The 20,061-nt window shown below is 30.1% G+C and carries 13 protein-coding genes and 3 pseudogenes; all 16 read right to left on the minus strand.

The genetic code is table 11. From position 1 onward, the window contains the following. Window positions 1–98: 98 nt before the first annotated feature. Window positions 99–1,013, minus strand: a complete 915-nt coding sequence (locus GAN53_RS08835; RefSeq protein WP_225791860.1) for an ATP-binding protein — start codon at window positions 1,011–1,013, stop codon at window positions 99–101. 318 nt (window positions 1,014–1,331) lie between these two features. Further along, window positions 1,332–2,893 (minus strand): annotated as a pseudogene (locus GAN53_RS08840) (recombinase family protein). Beyond that, window positions 2,893–3,655: pseudogene (locus GAN53_RS08845) on the minus strand (recombinase family protein); the annotation flags it as partial. The pseudogenes GAN53_RS08845 and GAN53_RS08840, both read right to left, overlap by 1 nt. Window positions 3,656–3,674: 19 nt before the next feature. Then, window positions 3,675–5,411 carry an ABC transporter ATP-binding protein gene (locus tag GAN53_RS08855; protein WP_151410721.1) on the minus strand — a complete coding sequence of 579 codons (1,737 nt, stop codon included), beginning with the start codon at window positions 5,409–5,411 and terminating at the stop codon, window positions 3,675–3,677. After that, window positions 5,404–7,125, minus strand: coding sequence for an ABC transporter ATP-binding protein (locus GAN53_RS08860; protein ID WP_151410722.1), 1,722 nt, complete (start codon window positions 7,123–7,125; stop codon window positions 5,404–5,406). The genes GAN53_RS08855 and GAN53_RS08860 overlap by 8 nt, the downstream gene beginning before the upstream one ends. An 11-nt stretch (window positions 7,126–7,136) precedes the next feature. After that, the gene (locus tag GAN53_RS08865) at window positions 7,137–8,588 is read right to left on the minus strand and encodes an ABC transporter ATP-binding protein (RefSeq protein ID WP_151410723.1); all 1,452 of its coding nucleotides are present in this window, start codon (window positions 8,586–8,588) and stop codon (window positions 7,137–7,139) included. A 1-nt stretch (window position 8,589) separates the two neighbouring features. Further along, the gene (locus tag GAN53_RS08870) at window positions 8,590–9,261 is read right to left on the minus strand and encodes an energy-coupling factor transporter transmembrane component T family protein (RefSeq protein WP_002834816.1); all 672 of its coding nucleotides are present in this window, start codon (window positions 9,259–9,261) and stop codon (window positions 8,590–8,592) included. Beyond that, window positions 9,258–9,848 (minus strand): MptD family putative ECF transporter S component, encoded by a 591-nt coding sequence (locus GAN53_RS08875; RefSeq protein ID WP_151410724.1) that lies wholly within the window; start codon window positions 9,846–9,848, stop codon window positions 9,258–9,260. Before GAN53_RS08875 ends, GAN53_RS08870 begins: the two co-directional genes overlap by 4 nt. A gap of 66 nt (window positions 9,849–9,914) precedes the next feature. After that, window positions 9,915–10,892 carry a helix-turn-helix domain-containing protein gene (locus tag GAN53_RS08880; protein WP_151410725.1) on the minus strand — a complete coding sequence of 326 codons (978 nt, stop codon included), beginning with the start codon at window positions 10,890–10,892 and terminating at the stop codon, window positions 9,915–9,917. A gap of 9 nt (window positions 10,893–10,901) precedes the next feature. Then, on the minus strand, window positions 10,902–11,486 hold the full coding sequence (locus tag GAN53_RS08885) for a TetR/AcrR family transcriptional regulator (RefSeq protein WP_151410726.1): 585 nt from the start codon (window positions 11,484–11,486) through the stop codon (window positions 10,902–10,904). Between the two features lie 481 nt (window positions 11,487–11,967). Next, entirely contained in the window at window positions 11,968–13,863 is a 1,896-nt protein-coding gene (locus GAN53_RS08890; RefSeq protein WP_192574108.1) for a UvrD-helicase domain-containing protein, read from the minus strand. Between the two features lie 13 nt (window positions 13,864–13,876). Then, entirely contained in the window at window positions 13,877–15,790 is a 1,914-nt protein-coding gene (locus tag GAN53_RS08895; protein ID WP_151410728.1) for an ATP-dependent nuclease, read from the minus strand. Window positions 15,791–16,183: 393 nt separating this feature from the next. Continuing rightward, window positions 16,184–16,486 (minus strand): annotated as a pseudogene (locus tag GAN53_RS09960) (nucleotidyl transferase AbiEii/AbiGii toxin family protein); the annotation flags it as partial. Between the two features lie 334 nt (window positions 16,487–16,820). Further along, the gene (locus GAN53_RS08915) at window positions 16,821–17,408 is read right to left on the minus strand and encodes a type IV toxin-antitoxin system AbiEi family antitoxin domain-containing protein (protein ID WP_023054946.1); all 588 of its coding nucleotides are present in this window, start codon (window positions 17,406–17,408) and stop codon (window positions 16,821–16,823) included. 314 nt (window positions 17,409–17,722) lie between these two features. Further along, a complete protein-coding gene (locus GAN53_RS08920) occupies window positions 17,723–19,399 on the minus strand; it encodes a recombinase family protein (protein ID WP_151410730.1) in 1,677 nt (558 codons plus the stop codon). A gap of 90 nt (window positions 19,400–19,489) precedes the next feature. Continuing rightward, window positions 19,490–19,651 carry a hypothetical protein gene (locus GAN53_RS08925; RefSeq protein ID WP_000376605.1) on the minus strand — a complete coding sequence of 54 codons (162 nt, stop codon included), beginning with the start codon at window positions 19,649–19,651 and terminating at the stop codon, window positions 19,490–19,492. Between the last annotated feature and the right edge of the window lie 410 nt (window positions 19,652–20,061).

Here is a 20,061-nt window from a genome sequence, read left to right on the forward strand (position 1 = left end):
TCTATCTTAGAAATAAAAGTTATACATTCCACATGGCTTGAGAGGTCAGTATGGATAACATTGGTTATTTTCCAAAAGCCTCGTATGTGGGAATATATCTAGTTTTGGTTATTTCTAAACTCACTTAACATTTTATTTAAAACTAATGCGTTTTCATACTCTTCTATAAAAACTCCCTCTTTGTAATTAGGTAAATTAGGAATATGCGGCATATAGACATTATTCAAATACATATCTCTTTTATACCAATTTCTCCTTACAAATTTCTCAAATTCCATACGCTCGTTTTCTGATTCAAACAAAAGAACAACCTCGAAAAATCCCATTCTAGAGTACTCCTCACTAAAACTTTCTTGCAAGTAGAAAAACTCATTTAACTTGTATTTAAAAGTTCCTTTTGTAAAGTACCTATAAGAAAAGTCCCAATTATAATTTTTTGTTTTATCTAGAGTAATACCAGCTATTTCTGGGCATGGTGTAAAATATCTTCCTCCATCTAAGGTGACTCCAAGTAACTCTTTTAAAAGAGTCTGATGATATTTAAATTGTATGTCATACCAATGTGGACTTGAATCTGTTTGGGAAAATAAATAGTATTCATAACCATCTCTACCATCTTTTACAGACATGTATTCTATCGTAAACTCAGGAAAATATTTATAGTACTTTTGCATTTCACCATTAGGCCCATCAATCCAATTATTATAATCTTCCAAATACAACTCTAGCCTTTCTAGTGGTGAAGAAGTTAATCCAAATCTCTTCTTCCATAAATATTCAACTTTATTTAGATCTGCAGATCGATCTCTAGCACTATTTACATCTTGAATTCTCGTATAAATATGATTTGCTCTAATTCCTTTACAATTATTTGTTAAGTAGTATGGGGTGTTTTTGTCATTTTTAATAATAATCACATCCATTTTTTTACTACTATGTGTATAACTCTTCACATAAACAGTTGGTCTTATACCTCCAGCAAATTCTTTATCTTTTAGAAAATCGACTAACATTTGAGTGTTTTTTCTACCTTCATTATCTGTTACATCAACTATAGCATAGTCGTTTCTTCATCAACACCAATTATTATATAGGCATCTCTGCTTTCCAAATTATTTGCCATACATATAATATCATGAAGCAAATCTTGCTTTCATTTATTATTAGATTTATACCATTCTTTCTTGAAATCCCAGTACCCACCTTCCTGCCTAAGATTTATCAATTCCAATATTTCTTCTAGTTCAACCATATACCCTCTCCACTAATATTTATTATTTATATTATACCATTTGTAAGCAAAGCAAAAACAGCCCTATATCTAGAGCTGCCTACTTTTCAATCTCAGCTTCAAGTCCTGATTTAAATACTACTTTTAAATTTTCTTCATAAATTACTATCTTCTCTATAAGTTTCCTTACCAATTTTTCATCATAGCTTTCTATTTCCAATTCTTGATTGTCTAAAAACTCTTCTAATTCTATTAGTCTGATTTGTTCGTTTTTCTTTTCCGCAATACTTAGGAGTATCTTTTCTTTTTCATTTCTTAACTCTTCCACCTTGTCTGCAAGGTCTGTATAATCTTTCTTGGCATTTGCGACTTTAAAAAGTTCCTCTTGCACTTTCAACATTTCTTTATCTATTTCTTCAATTCTGCCACTTTCATCACCTGTGATGGCTTTTTCAATATTCTCTTTTATTATTTCTTTTAATTCACTGCTTTCAACAATAAGCCGATTGATGGCTTCTACAACTGCCTCTTGTAGGTCTTCTTCTCTTATGGTTCTTGCTTCACATGCTTCTGGTCCATGGGTTACTCTTGTACAGAATCTCCAAACAGTATATTTCTTTCCTCTACTATTCCATGCTATTCGCCTGTAAATATCTCCGCATTTAGAGCAGTATACAATACTTGAAAGAGCGTATTTGCTTGAATAAATTCTTCTCTTTCCTTTGCCGCTCACCATGTTAGCTCGTCTATACATTTCTTCTTGAACTCTCATGAAGATTTCTTTTGGTATGATGGCTTCGTGGCTATTTTCTACATAGTATTGAGGTGCTATTCCATCATTCTTTACTCTCTTCTTATTCAGGAAATCTACAGTGTATGTTTTTTGTAAGAGGCATCCCCCATATATTTCTCATTGGTTAATATTTGATTGAGGTTCGATACATGCCACTTCTTATTTCCCGCCCCATTTACTATCTTGTCTTTTTCAAGTCCTTCCTTTATATCTCGTAGGCTTGTTCCTTCTAAATATTCTCTGTAGATCCTTTTTATAATTTTTGCTTCTTCAGGAACGATGACAAGTTTTCCGGATTCATCTTTTGTATAGCCTAAAAATCTATTATGGTTTACTTGCACTTGACCTTGTTGAAATCTATATTGAAAGCCTAACTTCACATTTTGCGATAAGGACTGACTTTCCTGTTGAGCAAGAGATGCCATAATGGTAAGTAGGACTTCTCCCTTGGCATCCATGGTGTTGATGTTTTCTTTTTCAAAATAGACTGGGATATTATTTTCTTTTAGTTTACGAATATACTTTAAACAGTCTAGGGTATTTCTGGCAAACCTCGATATGGACTTTGTTATGATATAGTCTATGTTTCATTCCATGGCTTCTTCAATCATTTTATTAAAGCCAGCTCTTTTCTTGGTATAGATTCCACTGATTCCTTCATCAGAAAAAACTCCCGCAAATTTCCAATCTGGATTTTTCTTAATATAATTTGTATAATGGTCTACTTGAGTGTCATAAGAATTTGCCTGTTCATCGCTATCTGTTGATACCCTCGCATAAGCTGCCACTCTCAGTTTCTTCTTTTCTGATTCCTTGATGGAATTTCCTTTTTTCTTCTTCGCTGGTATAACTATAACCTTACTATTCATCATCTATCGCCTCGATTAAATTGTACTGGTGCATTGTCTTTTGCTTGGGAACATAAATTTTTATCCTCGTCATTCTTGTGGGAGCACAATTTATTAATGTCATTGTCTTTGGCATTTTTTCTTTTATCTTTAAAGTTATTAGAATCTTGACTATCTTTAACTCCTGTTTTGAAGTAAAATGTCAGGTCATATGGATGGATTGTTCCGTCTTTGTCGATTCTGCCCACCACGACTTTATCAACTATGCTTTCAAATACTGTTCTGTTAAATTCCTCTATAATTTCTTTGTTTTCTAAGACCTTTTTAAATTGCTTTAGTCTTTCTTTAATAGAGTTTTCATCTTTGATAGTTAGCTCTAGTGTTTTCTTTTCATCAAGTAATTCTTCTTTTTGTTTTATAAGTTTTTTATACTTTTTAGCATAAACTTCTTCGTCTATACTATCTTCTAAATGAAGATCAACTAACTTTCTTTCTTGACTAATGATTCTGTTTAATTGGTTTTCTAACTTTTTCAAATCTTTGACTAAAGTATTATCATTTATTTCTTCTTCATTTTATAGAGATACTTTTTATTGTAGGGTCATAATCATAACCAAGGCAACCTTGAAAACCAATAAGCTCCCCTTTTTTCATTTTCATTTTTAATCCTTTTTTTACATGGGCCGAGGTATTTTCTACTTCTTGTTGAGCTACTGAACTTAATATTGTTAATAGTAACTCTCCATTCATTGTCAAAGTATCTATATTTTCTTCTTCAAAGACTTTAAATATTTCTTTTATATTAATTATTTAATTTCCATGATTCCGCTTTAGCTTTTGCATTGATAAGGTCAGAATAAAGTCCATCATTCTTAATCAGGTCTTCGTGATTTCCTCGTTCTACTATTTCTCCATCTTTTAAGACTAAAATCTGGTCAGCATTTCTAATTGTCTTTAGTCTGTGGGCAATCATAATTACTGTTTTGTCTTTTGTTAATGATTCTATTGCTTCTTTAAGTTTATCTTCATTTTCTGGATCTATACTTGCTGTGGCTTCATCAAAGATTATGATGTCCGCATCTTTTAGCATGGCTCTGGCTATTGAGATTCTTTGTTTTTCTCCACCTGATAGACTTGCTCCACCTTCCCCAATGATAGTGTCATATCCTTCTGGTAAAGCTTCTATAAATTCATGACATCTTGCTTTTTTAGCAGCCTGAACTACTTCTTCATGGCTTGCATTTTGTTTTCCAAATTTTATATTATTTTCAATTGTATCTTCAAATAGATATACATCTTGAAATACCATGGAAATTGAATTCATAAGATTTTCTATCTTATAATCCTTAATATTTTTTCCACCTATTAAAATTTCGCCAGAATTTACATCCCAAAATCTTGCAATAAGATTACAAAATGTTGTTTTACCAGATCCAGATGGACCAACTATGGCAGTCATGGTATTTTCTTTTATCTCTGCTGAGACATTTTTTAAAATGGGTCTGTCATCATAAGAGAAGCTGACATTTTTAAAGACTATATTGTGATTTTTTATAGGCTCTGTAATACTTCCTTCTCTCATATCAGGCATAGAGTCGATAAAATCTACAGAATCTATCGCATTTTCGCAAGCTCTTAGGATCGCCATGTTTGATCCTGCCCCGATTAAGCCTTCAAAGATAATAAAGGATGCCATAATCATAAGAATTGTTTCAGCAAGTGGAAGTTCACCAGATAAATTTAATTTTAATGATACATAGACCATAGCTACTGTTGTTATTCCCATTACAATTCTTTGGATAACTGTGTATGGTGCTACAGATATTTCTAAATCTAAAAGTATATTTGATGTATCTTTTATAGACTTTCTCAAAGCTATGTTATTTTCTCCACCAAGATTATAGGATTTTATAACCTGCATTCCTTGTAAAGTTGCTAATACTTCTTTTGTAAGTCTTGTTTGTGTTTCTGTCATTTTGTCTGCATTAGCTGATGATTTTTTCTCCATCATTGATGTAACGATGAAAAATACTACCACACCTGCTACAGCAACCAGTCCTACCTTTACGTTAAAAATTAAAGTTCCAAGGACAAAGACTAAAGTATTTAAAACTCCACCAAGTACAAGAACCAAAAGCATAGGCACCCACATTTCTGCTTGGGAAAGTGAGGATGTAGCAATAGTAGTTAATCTTCCTAGTGAAAAGCTTGAAAAGAAACCCATAGGAACTCTTTTTATCTTTTCTCCTATTTCTATTCTCTTGTGAGCTGCCATAAAATATCCAGCGTGTGTTTGTGCCATTTGTGATGATTTTTGTGTTATTATCTTTCCAACAAGGGATATAACTAATATTCCAAGACAAACAAAGATAGTTTTATAGTCTAAAGTTTTAGAAAATATATTTACTAGCATATAGTAAATTGCTCCAAACTCAAGGGCATTAAATACTGCGTGCAAAAATCCAGCGAGAATAGATTTCTTAATATATACCTGTTCTTCTTTTGAAAAATTCCATATCTTTTTAAATACATTAAGCATTTTCATCACCCCTTAAATTTGCAGCATACATTTCCTTATAAAGCTCTGATGACTTTAATAGTTCTTCATGAGTACCATAAGAATTCAATTTACCATCTTTAATAACAAATATCCTATCGGCATCAACAATTGTCTTTAATCTATGAGCTATTATGATTAAAGTTTTACCCTTAACTAGATTTGCCAAGGCGTTTTGTATGAGAGCTTCATTTTCAGGATCTATATAAGAAGTTGCTTCATCTAAAATTACGATTGGTGCATTCTTTAGCATGGCACGAGCATTAGATATTCTTTGTCTTTCTCCTCCAGATAGATGACCTCCACCTTCACCAACTCTTGTATCATAACCATTAGATAGATTCATAATAAAATCATGGCAGGCAGATTTTTTACATACATCTATAATTTCTTCGTCAGAGGCATTCTTATTTCCAAGCCTAATATTTTCCTTTATAGTCATATCAAAGAGGAAATTGTCTTGGGATACAAAAGAAATAAGTGAAGACAAGTTTTCGAGCGACACATCTTTTGTTTCTACTCCGCCAATTTTAATAGATCCCTTATCTACATTCCAAAATCCCGCAATGAGTTTTGCTATTGTGGACTTGCCTGACCCAGAAGGACCAACAAGTGCTGAAACATTAGATTCTTTTATTTCCATAGAAAGATTATCAATGACTTTCTTTTTTCCATCGTAAGAAAAGTCTACGTCTTGAAGTTCTATATTATAGGATTCTATTTTTTCTCCCTTGTCAATATTTTCTAACTCTCTTGAATCTAAAATTTTTCCTATTTCAGAAGTTATAGTTGATATTCTTGACATATCATCCATATAGTTCATGATTTTTAAAATGCTAGAAACTGTAGCAAAGGATAAGACGATTAAGGTAATTAAATTTTCTAAATCAATACTTCCCTTTATATAAAATAAAATCCCAAAGGGTATGATTGTAATAATTCCCATAGGAGAAAGTAATCTACCTATGGCAACCCTATTCATAGATTCACCCATCCAGTTATAATAAAAGTTTGCATTATCATAAACTGCATCAGCATATTTTTTATAAGATGATTCGCTTTGATTAAAGGTCTTGATTACTTCAATACCATTTATATACTCGACAATAGAATTATTCATGTGTTGACCAATAGCAACTGACTTTCCAAACATTTCCTTATAATGAGCATTCATAACAGACATCATAATAGACATTCCTACCACAAATGGAATTAGTGATAGCAAGGTCAATCGCCAATCTAATGTAAACATGTAAATAAACAATAGAATAGGTCCTACTAAATTTGCCGTAAATTCCGGCACTAAGTGGGCAAGTGAAGTTTCCATAGAATCAACTTGCTCAACTATAATATTTTTTAATTCTCCAGATGATCTTGATAATACATCTCCCAATGGCATCTTAAATAATTTTTTGGAAATATCATTTCTGATTTCTCCTAATGAATTAAAGGTTGCCGTATGGGAAATACTTGTTGATATTCCAGCTGCCACTTCTTTAATAACAAATGTTATTAAAATACTTATGCAAAGTGGAGTGTATAAATTCATGCCGCTTACGCCATTAATCAAATTTACAATGATTTTTGCCATGTATATATAAGATAAAAGTCCTGCCACTACTCCCACTATGGCTAGTAGTACGGATGCAAAATATGATCCTTTTCTTTTACTTACATATTGTTTTATTAAATCCATCAAATCCCCTCCTAAATATTAAATTTTTTTCCAATTAATATAGCTAATATTTTTTCTTTATCCTCCTTTGTAGAAAATTCCTCAAAAGAGTATCCGTCTAAATAAAGAATTTTATTGCAGGAATTACACAAAAATTCATAATCATGGGAAATTATAAGTATAATTTTTTCTTTTTCTTGTAATTTTTTCATTCTTTCTGAAATAATTTGCATATTATGTCCATCTAAACCACTTGTTGGCTCATCAAATAAATAAACATCTCTTTCTAAAAGTTCTGCTGAAGCGATAGTTAATCTTTGTTTTTGTCCGCCTGACATGATTTGTGGATGGATGTCTTTTATATTTTCTAAGTTAAAATCATCTAATATTTTATCTGTATCTGCATCTTTATTATTTAGTTTTAACTCGTCTTCTGCTGAAACTTCAAAAAGATTACTATCAGGATTATTTGACAGGTAGTATATTCTTTTTTGCCTATTTCTTTTGTTTAATTTTTCTCCATTTATAGATATAAAACCACTATCTTTTTTCATAAGTCCACTTAAAATTTTAAATAGAGTAGATTTGCCTATGCCATTATCCCCAATAATTCCATAAATATTTCCACTTTTAAATTCGTAGGTCAAATCTTTTATAAGGACATTCTTATTATAGGAAAAAGAAATTTTTTCTAAGTTCATAGAATTTATCTCTTTTAACTTATTTATTTTAGGAGATATTTTATTTAAAGAAAAGAATCTTAATCCTAACTTATTGAAAAAATCTTCACTTTTTGATAATAGTTCTTCCTCTGTAAAAACATTGCTAATTTCCCCATTTTCAAGATAATAATATTTATCCACTACTCCTCTAAGGTAGTATAGCCTATGCTCTGAAATGATTATTGTCTTTTTATTTTTCTTTAATAAAAGCATAAGTTTTCTTAAAGCTTCTACACTTTTCATATCTAGGTTAGCAGACGGTTCATCAAAAACATAAATAGGTGGATTAAGTGCATTTATTGAAGCAATTGCTATTTTTTGTCTTTCTCCACTTGAAAGATGAAATAAGTTTTTATCTTTTAAATCTTCTCCATTAATAGATTTTAAGGAATTATTGATTATTTCATCTATTTTTTCTCTTTCTATCCCATAATTTTCAAGCCCGAAGGCAATTTCGTCTTCTACATTTTCTGCAAAAAATTGACTCTTGGGATTTTGAAAAATAGATCCTACTTTCCTCCCTATTTCATATAATTCTTTTTCCAGGGGATTTATTCCATCTATGGAAATTTCTCCCTTTAATTTCCCTCCATAGAATTTATAAGCAAGACCATTTATAAGTCTTGTAAGGGTAGTTTTACCACAACCACTCGCCCCTATAAAGGCAACACATTCCCCATCATTAATTTCCAAATTAATATTTTTTAAGATGTTTGCTGAATCTTTACTGTAGGCAAAGCTTACATTTTTTAACTTGATCATCTTAATAACTCCTCTCCAGAAAAATCATGCTCATTGTGATAAAGATGGTGATTAAACAAACAATAACATCAAGATTTCTAAATTTTATTTCTCTTCTTGAGCTATGTTTTCCAGATGCAGAAATTCCTCTTACTTCCGATGCGGCGGCAAGTTCTTCAGCTATTTTTGAAGATGAAAACATCATAGGAACAAATAAATATTCCATCGTTAAAAATGGTTTTTTAATAGAAATTAATCCCCTTAATCTCAACGAGTCGATAATTTCTTTAAACTCACTTTTAACTACTGGGAAAAATCTCATCATGAAAATAAGTGGCAAAGCAACATTTCTATGAATTTTCATTTTTTTCATTATTGCCATTATCTCTCCTGGAGGTGTTTTTAAAATTGGTATTACTGATAGAACTATAACTAATGTTCTTATAACCATAAACAGAAACATATCAGGAATCAAAATGCCAAAACCTTCACCATTTGAGACAAATCTCAAAAAACTTAAAACGCCCATTGCAATAATTAGTTTTATAGTAGATTTGCTATATCCTTGCAGTGATACATAAATAACTAAAATGGCGGCTAATAAAAAAAGTACAGTATCTTTGGACAATACTGAAACCAAAAATACTGTACTTAAAAATACTACTAATTTGGAACGTAAGTCCAAATGCATCATTTTATTATGCCTGTCTTTTTGAAATGCTTTTCTGTCATCTTATTTCCTAAATAGCAACCAATAATTGCCGCCACAATAGTACATGCTAAAGAAATAAGAATCCATTTTGGATTTGTATAATACTGAGTTTGTATTTGAACTTGTTCTGGAGATACGCCAGACTTAATGAAGGCATCTTTAAAAAACCATATTTCGCTCATACCATGAGCCGCTCTAGTTAATGATGTAATTATCCAAGCAATAGTAATTCTTTTTATATTCCTATAGCTACCTGTACCAAGCATAGATAACTCTGCAATTATCCCGCCACCTACAAACCATGGAATCATAAAAGGGCCCATAAAGACAGTTGCTAATATAGCTTGTATAATATTATAAATTAATGCAACTCCCGGTTTGCCTACTTTCATAGCCATATAAACAAAAAATGGTCCTAAAATTAGTGCAGTAAACACAGCATTAAAAATCATATTGAAAAATAATGATGCCCCTGTGATCATTGAAAAAGCAATGAATACAACAATCATGATTGCAGAAAAGATTCCTATGGTTGCTAAATCTTTTATAGTTAATTTTTTACTTTCCATAATTCAACCTCCTTATTTGATAACAATTATCATTCTATAATAGACTAAGCTTATTTTCTTGACTATTTAGACTAAATGTGCTGTTTTAGATATTTTTCTGTATTCTGAAGGAGTGAGATTAAACTTATTTTTAAAAGTATTTGAAAATTTAGCATGATCTGTGAAACCTACCCTAATAGCAATTTCCGTAATTGAAATTGATGTATTATTCAAAAAATCAGCTGCTACCTCCAATCTTTTACTTGTTATAGCTTCCTTAATTGTTTGCCCAAAAACACTCTTATAGCAAGATTTCATTGTGGTAGAATTTATCTTAAAGATTTCTGATAGTTTATCATAAGTTATATTTTTTTCGTAATTATTCTTTATAAATTCATCTATTTTCTTTACAATATCAACATTTGTCTTAATAAAATATTTCCTATCGCTTATCTTGTTACTGGTATCAAGGCTTGAAATATATAGGAAAAGTTCTTGAAATTTTACCCTTAGATATTCAATTAGAATTTCATCTGGAACTTTATAAACTTCATAAAAAATATGTTCAATATGCCGAGTAGCTCTTTGTACAAAAACTTTGTCCTTTTTGCATAATTTTCTTAAAACACCTTCAAATTTAATCCCTAACATTTCCTCTAAAAAATATATTTCGCTATCAAATTCTTTTGGATTAATATAAAAAGTCACACCATGATAATGAGATATAGGAAAAAAAGATTCCTCAGAGCTGTTACTACTTGCATTGATTGCAAAATCTCCCGATTCCATATAAGTAATAGTTCCATCGCTTAACACGCATTCAAATCTTCCTTCTCTACAATGATTAATCTCATAGCTTTGATTTAAATTTTTTGATAATTTTTTCTTTATGACAGAAGTGTGTATATCATTATAAAAAACTGTTACCCCTTTGAAAATTTCGTACTTCGAAACTATATACTTCCCATTTTCCAAATTATAAAATTCACAAATTCTCCCTTTAGAATTTTCTATTATTTTTTCTAAATTTCTTCCATAAAGATGGCACATTAACTCCTTACCCATAAAAATCTCCTAATTAATGAGTTTTTCTCTCAAATAACCTTCTAACATCTTTTTGATTGTTTCTTTATTTTCAATAAAAATTTCTTTTTGATTTAAACTTTCATATCCTAAAATCAAAGTATTTACAAAGGTCACTAAAAACTCATCTTCAAAAATAGATGAGAGCTTATCGTTTGGAGGAAATGCAGACGATAAAATTTCTGTGTTTGTTTCTTTTAAATTTTCAAACATTTCACACAATCTTTTATCTTCATTTTGTAGTTTCAAAAAAATTGCATATATGCTTTTAAATTCATTTTCATCATAAATTCTTTCCATCATCATCTCAGTAATTGCGTCTAAAGTCGTTAACTTAGATGTGTCGATAGTTTTGTTTTTTTCTCCTCTATATTTGATACCTGATTTCATAAAATCATAAATCATTTCATAGGTTGAACCATAATGATAGTAAACACCACCTTTACTTAAACTGACTTTTTCTATAACATCTTCCATAGTTGTATTTTGGAAACCCTTATCTAAGAAACATTTCTTTGCCGCTTCTAGAATTTCTAACTTCCTTTTTTCTCCTACTTTCAATTTTTTATCATTCAAAACTTTATCTCCTAACAATAAATAATTCCGACGATACCGTCAGTTTTATTGTAACTCATTTGATAATTAATTTCAATACAAGATTCTTTTAGATTTTAGTAATCTTATTTAAGATATTTGTTTGAACGCCCTTTATAATTCTTTATTAATTTCTTTAAATGCGGTATAATCAATAAAACTTAATACAGGCTTAACGCTTATAACTTTAGTAGCAAGCACAGTAAGTGTACGGACACTTACGAAAAAATTAATGGAGCAGCCCTTTACGGAATGCTCCATTTTTTTAATTTTTACCTTGTTAGGGAGAACCCTAAGACCCCAAAATATATTTTATAATGAAGAATAAAATAGCAAATAGTTTTATGAGAGGATAGAAAAAAGAATATTTTCATAAAAGAGTTTTATTCATCGAATTAACGGTTAACTACAGCATAATTATTAGAAATTCTCTGAATTAATATAGAATTAAAAATCCATTTATTTATACATTAACTATATTCCATCCATCCTTTTGTAATCCTTCTTTAATATCGTTGTTTATAGAATCTTTTGGGATAGCCATACAAACTAATCCTCTGGCTCTTGACAACGCAACATATTGACATTTTAATCTTTTCTCTATAGTTTTATTAATATTAGATTTTCCTCCATATAAATAATTGTTTATTGACTTTATATTATGTGATCTCATAAATGTTTCAACAACAAGTGTGGCTAAATGTGTTTTTCCTTTTACCGAGTGAATACTACCAAATATCATATCTACACTTCTATTCTTTTCATTGTCAACGTATTTATATATAACATTTTTTTCATTTTTAATATCAATCTCATTTTTAACCCATTTAACACATTCAAGCCCTTCAATGCTTTTTTCTTGATCTAAAAACAAACTAATTATACTCTGAATTTTATATAATAAATTTGCCCAGTTGTCTTCCGATAAATCATTGATACAACTTATCAAATCCAACATCTTATTTCGAAATATTTTTGCTTTATCTTCTTGTAATTCCCTAAGCATTGAATTAAATAAGTTCCCTTTATCGTATATTTTGATAGTACCATTTATATTGTTTATTAGTTTCATAATTCCTTTACATATATAGTCTACTCGTTCCTCATTTTCTCCAGAATAATTAAATGCTTCATTTCCTCTTCTAAAATAAGTAATTATATAATTAGGATTTTTATATTTACTATCTGAGCAAAATCTATAATCTGTCCAATAATCATAGACACCTTTTGGAAATTGCTTTTCTGTTGTTTCTTCTTTTTTATCATGTATCATACCTATTACATGTATTCCATCTTTATCGTATCGTTTTATCTCATCGTCTGTAAAAGAATTTAAAACCAATCTCCCAAATTCATCAATAACTTTATTAATACTATCTTTTTCAAATAGGAATATAGTATTTTTTATATTATCAGAAAAATCATTATCAGTCCCATTCATTCTTTCTTCAGATACTGCTACTGAATTAGCTAATTCTGCGATTTTATGATTGAATCTCTTACTTTCTTTCAATAATAATGGAGCATTTCTAGGGAAATAATTAGAATTGTTCTTAATAAATACACTGTTATATATAGCCTGATTCATATCACCATAACATTGCATAACAACATTAGAATCATACTCAAATACCATATTTAATAGCTCCCATTGAAACTCATCTGTATCTTGTGCTTCATCGATAAATAAAATAGGAAACCTATGCTGTATTGATTTCGCAATATTTCTATTTTCATTCAATATTTTTTTAGCAAAAAGTAACATTTCTCCAAATGTAAAATATCCGTCTTTTTGAGTATCTTCAATAATAGATAAAATAATTTCTTTCGTTTTTCCATTCTTATTCCAATCTATTTTACCAATATCTCCTTTGTACTCGCATATATTTTCATTTTTATACTGTTTTTGTAAATACAATTTAGTACTATACGGAATCTTTTTCCATCTATATCTCATCACCATTTCACTATCAATAATGCTTATTTTATATCCGCTTGATTTTAACCATGGTATAGTGACAAAAGTATCAAAAAAAGAATGAAAAGTTCCTATAAAGTGTGGGTACAATAAAATTTTTTGACCTACTTCTGTATTTCCTAATCTCCGTTCTATCTCTTCTCTTGCTACATTAGTATGAGATAATACACAAATACCACGAGTTGAATATTTCCATTTTTTAGCAAGTATTGCTAATTTTGAAATCAATATTGTTGTTTTTCCACTTCCTGGAAATGCTTGTATATCAACAGATTCCATATTTTTAATTATTTCAATCCTTGATTCGTCAAACTTTATATTGTTACCAATTGCACTTGTAATCCACTCAATGTCTTGAGATGTTATTTCCAAATCATTCAATATCCCTCTCATACTATGCTCCCTTTGTAACATATTTTATTGCTTCTATCAGATATTTAGGGATTACTCTTGCAATTTCATTACTATCTTTATCTGAATATTCTTTTTCTAAATTTATTGAAAGCTCTTGCGCGAAATCCGCTTTAGATGCTTTTTTTGAAGTAAAATAGCTGTAAAAATATGAAGCCCTTTCCTCTATTGTTTCATAACTATTAAGCATATTATTTAGCTCTTTATTTTTTTTATCTCTGTTTATTGGCTTATAACTCACATTAATAAGAGAAGTTATTAATATTTTAGTCATTTCCTTATCTTGCAAACCTTCATATGCCAAATCATACTCTAAAGTCCAATGTTCTGAAATAAAAGTTTTAACACTTTGACCACTTGCTTTAGAATCTATATTCGATAAATGTCTACATTTTTCATCATCTGAAAAATCAGATTCTACTCTCCAATTACGTATCTTCTTGTCCGGCCAATTTTCAATATTTTTGTAGTTTTGATTTATACAAATATGCGGAGCACAATCAGGCATAATATCTCTATCTGTAATGCAAGAAACATTAATATCCAATAATTCTTTATCATTTTTCCTTTGAAAAATTCTTGCATATCTTCTTAAACCCGTACTTCTAACATCGATTAAAGAAACGCCATAATTAGTAAAGCTGCAACCCAGTAACTCTGCTATAGTTGGTAATAATAGGGATTCTCCTGGTCCTTCAACAATCATTACACTTCTTGCAAAAAAAAGATTAGACTTTGTTGCGTCTAAATATTTTTCTAAATAAACATAATCATCTTCACATAAATTAGTATGTTCTTTTGATAATGAGTACGTTTTTCCCTTTTTAACAATAATAATATTTGATAGCTTTATAACAGATGCTAGCAAAGGTGAATGTGTCGTCATTATCACTTGTATATTATTAGTTTCAGAATCATCTTCAAAAGACTGAATTAATTTTAATTGCCTTTGAGCATGAATATGCGCTTCTGGTTCTTCAATCAATAAAAAACATGGTTTATTATTATTCTTTGAATCTTTATGTAACAGAAGTTCACAAGCCATACTCATTAAATTACTAGTTCCTAAACCAACTTTTCCCATTAAACTACTACTATCTTTGTCAACTACCAAATCTAATTTTTCTAGTAATGACATTACCTTTCTCTTGTCATTTAAATTTGATCCTGCAACTTCCAGCGTTGTGTTAAAGGTATCAGTTTCAAGTAACATTTTTTCTTTTATAATTTTAGTCATTTCTAAATTAATTTCACTCAAAGCTTTATGATTAGATAATAAATAATTTGATAAATTTGCAATTCCTAATAAAGAAAGTTTATTTAAATCATCACCATAGTTATAGCTATCGTTTCCAGTATCGATACTTGAAATATTTTGCATAACTCTCGATAACCTTGAATTTTTTCCAGAACGCATTTCGCTATAAGCATCTCTTAAGGGATGTAAATAAGTTGTTCTCAACAGTTCTCTAGCTTCTTGAGAAATATTATTTCCAGATCCACTATATCCTGTTGTAATTCTAGTTAAAGCTCTAGGTGGATTATATGTATTTAAATACCTAGCTTTCCAATTTATATATAAACATTCTTTTTTTCCATTTTCTCCCTCGTAAGTAAGGCATTCTAAGAATGCTGACCTTTCCTCTACATTTAAATCTTGAAATTTGCACACTATATCAATTTCTAAAGACGTGTCTTCATTATAAAAATCTTCTGGAGTTAATTTGTTCCAACTCATGTCAGTAGTTCCTAATACGTATCTTATAGCATCTATTATTGCTGATTTACCCGAATCATTCTCTCCAACTAAAACATTAAGTCCATTATTAAACTTAATTACATAATCACCATCATCAAAACATCTAAAGTTTTTAATTTTTAATTCTGATAAATACATGTCCAATACTCCTATTTATTTCCAATAATGCATTCAACTATTTCCTCAATAAAACTAACCCCAAAATAGAAGATTCCAAGCAAAACATCCGTATTTATATATTTTAAATTCTTCATTTTATAAAAGTACTTATGCTGACTTCCACTCTTCCATTAGCTCAAAATTTTTCATATATAGATCTATTGTTTTTTAGAATAATCTTTTATAACTAAAAATTCTCTATATACCTTACATTGAAAACTAATATTTATTATATTATACCATTAAATGTCCGCTTAATATAAAAACGTTCTCCTTGAAATAACATTTAAGTATTAAAAAAGAAGTAGATTAATTCCACTTCTCATACTTATTATTTTCTTGTATACAATTTGCCAGACAGTGTCCGTTTAATTACATCTCATTAATCCTATTTGAAATAATTATCACTACATCAACAACCTTATCAAAGCTCAGATCTCCAATATACTTATTTTCACTGATATATATTTCCCACAAGGATCTTAGGTATGAATCCTCTTTTATGTCCTCGATTATTTCCTCATAGTCTTGTATTATATCCTGGCTTCCTCTTTTGTTTGAGGTTCTCTCTATTGCTTCTTTTAAAATTTCATAGTCTATCTGGTCTTTTTTTAGCTTGTAGAGGGTTTATAGGTCGTAGAAATCTCGCATTCGTGTTGTTGTTATATTTCTTCTACGACTTCATATTATATTAGCCAATATCCCATCATTAATTTTCCGAAATCAAAAAAGAACCTATCATTTTGTAAAATAGGTGCCAAAATTTATTTATTAACTTTTAACTTCTTAATAACCAATGATCCAATTATAACCGTTAACCAATAAGAAACCTCACATAGAAATAATATTAATAATATTTCTTTTGTATGTGTCTTATTTATATCATATTTCAAAAAATAAGAAACGCCAAAAATAAAAAGTACAAATATATTATACTTTAAGGCTCTTAAGAACGTATTTTTCTTCTCTGCTAAACTTCTTATCTTTCCCTTTATACTCTCGATAATAATCACGATAATACCTCCATGTATTTTCTAATTTCATTTTCTATTTTAAATAATCTACTGTATTTTATGAGTCGTCTTAGATTTTTATTTTGTGATTTAAAGTATCTTTTTATGGCTTCTGTAAAAATTTGCTTATCTATTTTTTCTCTGTCTATTATGATATCGCAAATTGTTCGATCTATATCGTAAACTGGAATAAGGTTGCCTTGTGGTGATTTTATTTCTGTCTTTCCTAGTTCGTATAAGTCTTTTTTTACATAGTGAACTTGTAGATCCTCATATCTTTTTTTGATATGGCTTGCATTATAGCCTTGGGGCACAGATATATGAAATACATTTGGAGTTCTATCTGATAGGTCGTGGAGATAGAGGGCTGTTTGATGTGAAAATATAATTCGATTACTATTTGATGATATTAAAACAAAATCGTCTATTACTTTTCCTTTTAATTGATATAGACCTGGTCTTAATCTTTCTAATTGTCCGATTTTTGTTAATTCTGATAGATTATGCCTAGTATATCCAAGTTCTTCTGCTTCTTTGTTGGTGATTACTAAATTTTCTTGGATATATTCTTTAAGTGTATTCATAGTCCTCTCTCCTCTCATTTCCGCTTTTATTATATGTTATAAAAGCGAATATGTAAAGTTGCTTATGAGTTTTCCATCTTTTGAAAAAGGATGTAACGAAACCTTACACCCTTTAATAAAAAAAGAGCAGCCTTTTAAGCTACTCTTGTAGAAAGTACAAAATGAGTTTATATTATTTTTTGTGTCTCCTCATACCAGTTGCAAAACTGTTCTTACGTCCATGTAGTTTTTTTGAGTCTTTTTGACGTATCCTTCTTCATCTCTATCAAAGACAAAATGCTTATAAAACTGCTTAAAATACAGGATTTCTAAATTTACATCTTTTGTATCAACGCTATAGTCTCAACTTGTTCATTATTGTCCAAACTTATATTCAAGTCATCGTCTATAATTGGGAGCTTGAAAGTAATTGATTTTAGCCACTGTCCGTTAGGTTGTTTTTCTTCATAAACTTGAATTTCAGAAATCAAAGCTGTAATTAACTGTCTACGCTCTACATCATTCATGACTTTATAGAGTTTATCAAAATAGATCAGAACCTTATATATGTTATCTCCTGTGAGTTTTTCAGCTTCAATAGTCTGTTTCTTTGCTTTCGCATCAATTAGTGATGATTCTAATTCATCTATTTTGTCATACATACGATATAGTCTATCATCTAAATCCTGTTTCCTTCTCTTATAGTGCTTATCTTCAACATCTAAATTATCTATTTCCTCAATTAGCTTAAACTTTGTAGAATGACACTTCCTCAATTCCTTTTGGTAATTATCTATTTCTTTTTCTATTTCAGAGGTATCCACCTTCATGTTGATTTTTTCTTGCATCATAGAAGCAAATTTCGGATTACTTACAATCTTGACAATCACCTCTGCAACAGCATCATCTAACAATTCTTCTCTAATTTGCTTACTGAATGTACACTTATGACCTCTTATCATCTGCCTATGTTTACAACCATAGTAATAAAAATCTTTATATTTTGTGCCATCTTTCTTTTTCTTGGTACACTTGTTTCCAAACATTCCCACTCCACATATAGGGCATTTTACAATTCCAGAAAGCAAGTGTGTGCGTGTATCTTTTCCTTTATTCACATGCTCATATTTCTTTGCTTGAGATTTTAGCTTAACCTGAGCAGCTTGCCAAACTTCATCGGAAACTATAGCTTCATGTATACCTTCAGATATTAGATATTCATCTTGTTCAACCTGCTTATATTCATTTCTTGTACCATGAACTTTTTCTAAAGTTCTTCTTCCAAATGCTATTTTCCCATTATATACAGGATTCTTTAATATCTTTCTTATAAGACCTGCATCAAACAAAGGATTCTTTCCATTCTGTCTTGGGATTTTTCTAATTCCATGATTCTCTAAGTATTTAGATAGCCCATTGGCTCCTATCGTAGTATTTACATACTGGTCGAAAATCGTTCTTATTGCAACTGCCTCTTCCTCATTTATAAACAGCTTGCCATCTTCAAGTTTATATCCATACGGAGCAAAGCCACCATTCCATTTTCCTTCCCTTGCTTTTTGAATGCGACCTTCCATTGTTTGAATACGGATGTTTTCTCTTTCTATTTCAGCCACAGCTGATAAAACAGAAATCATTAGTTTCCCGGCATCTTTAGATGAATCAATGCCATCATCAACGCAGATAAGATTAACTCCATAATCCTGCATTATCTGAAGTGTAGAAAGAACATCAGCGGCATTTCTTGCAAATCTTGCTAACTTAAACACAAGAACAAAAGATACTCCATCCTTTCCAGATTTTATATCTTCCATCATTCGATTGAACTGTATTCTACCTTCAATAGACCTTCCTGACTTTCCGGCATCTTCATACTCTCCAACAATTTCATAATCGTTGTAAATAGCAAAAGCTTTCATTCGTGATTTTTGTGCCTCTAACGAATACCCCTCTATCTGTATTGACGTAGATACTCGTGTATAGAGGTATACTTTTATTTTTTCTTTTGACATAGCATTAACCTCAATATAACTTTCTATATCATATATAATTTTTTGAATTTAAGTTTGGACTATCATTTCAAGTATATTATAACACCTTTATTAGTCCGCCTCAATTAGTGTTTTTGCCATGTCAAAACTATTTTTAATCTCTTGATTTTTTGCTGGCGTTGGATCGGGCAGATTATCTAAATCTAAAACACCAGCATATTTTGTAATCAGATTTGCTATTAAATCAGCCAATCCATTCCAGTCACTATCCACAGACCCCCCTCCTTCCTTTACAAACTTTCTATAATCAAAATATGTTTTCTTCTACATTTTAAGTTTAACGACATTGATAGGTGCTTGGCAGCAACATAGGAATCTCACCTCCGCCTCTTATTCCAGACGAGCCGGCTTAAACTATTGAAGTATCATTATCACTACTTGCTTCATTGAACAGGTTGCCAAATCTGTTTTTATGTATTCTTATTTATCGCTCGCTTTCTTGTTTCCTTGACTCACTCAGTATTCATTAAACCGAAATTATTCTCAGCAGAAAGGTCATGGCGTAAGTCATAATCCTCCACAAGTAGATAAAGTCCTACCTTGGTCTATTCAGTTTTCAAGGAACAATAGCCTAACGGCTTTAAGAGAGATTCTCTTCAACTTTATTGTTTTCATCACTTCTT

This window comes from Anaerococcus sp. Marseille-P9784, assembly GCF_902500265.1.
Classification (GTDB): domain Bacteria; phylum Bacillota; class Clostridia; order Tissierellales; family Peptoniphilaceae; genus Anaerococcus.

Excerpts from the sequence above, each read along its gene's own strand:
- GAN53_RS08835 (WP_225791860.1), bottom strand. The coding sequence starts at position 1,013 with ATGTTAGTCGATTTTCTAAAAGATAAAGAATTTGCTGGAGGTATAAGA.
- GAN53_RS08855 (WP_151410721.1), bottom strand. The coding sequence starts at position 5,411 with ATGCTTAATGTATTTAAAAAGATATGGAATTTTTCAAAAGAAGAACAG.
- GAN53_RS08860 (WP_151410722.1), bottom strand. The coding sequence starts at position 7,125 with ATGGATTTAATAAAACAATATGTAAGTAAAAGAAAAGGATCATATTTT.
- GAN53_RS08865 (WP_151410723.1), bottom strand. The coding sequence starts at position 8,588 with ATGATCAAGTTAAAAAATGTAAGCTTTGCCTACAGTAAAGATTCAGCA.
- GAN53_RS08870 (WP_002834816.1), bottom strand. The coding sequence starts at position 9,261 with ATGATGCATTTGGACTTACGTTCCAAATTAGTAGTATTTTTAAGTACA.
- GAN53_RS08875 (WP_151410724.1), bottom strand. The coding sequence starts at position 9,848 with ATGGAAAGTAAAAAATTAACTATAAAAGATTTAGCAACCATAGGAATC.
- GAN53_RS08880 (WP_151410725.1), bottom strand. The coding sequence starts at position 10,892 with ATGGGTAAGGAGTTAATGTGCCATCTTTATGGAAGAAATTTAGAAAAA.
- GAN53_RS08895 (WP_151410728.1), bottom strand. The coding sequence starts at position 15,790 with ATGTATTTATCAGAATTAAAAATTAAAAACTTTAGATGTTTTGATGAT.
- GAN53_RS08915 (WP_023054946.1), bottom strand. The coding sequence starts at position 17,408 with ATGAATACACTTAAAGAATATATCCAAGAAAATTTAGTAATCACCAAC.
- GAN53_RS08920 (WP_151410730.1), bottom strand. The coding sequence starts at position 19,399 with ATGTCAAAAGAAAAAATAAAAGTATACCTCTATACACGAGTATCTACG.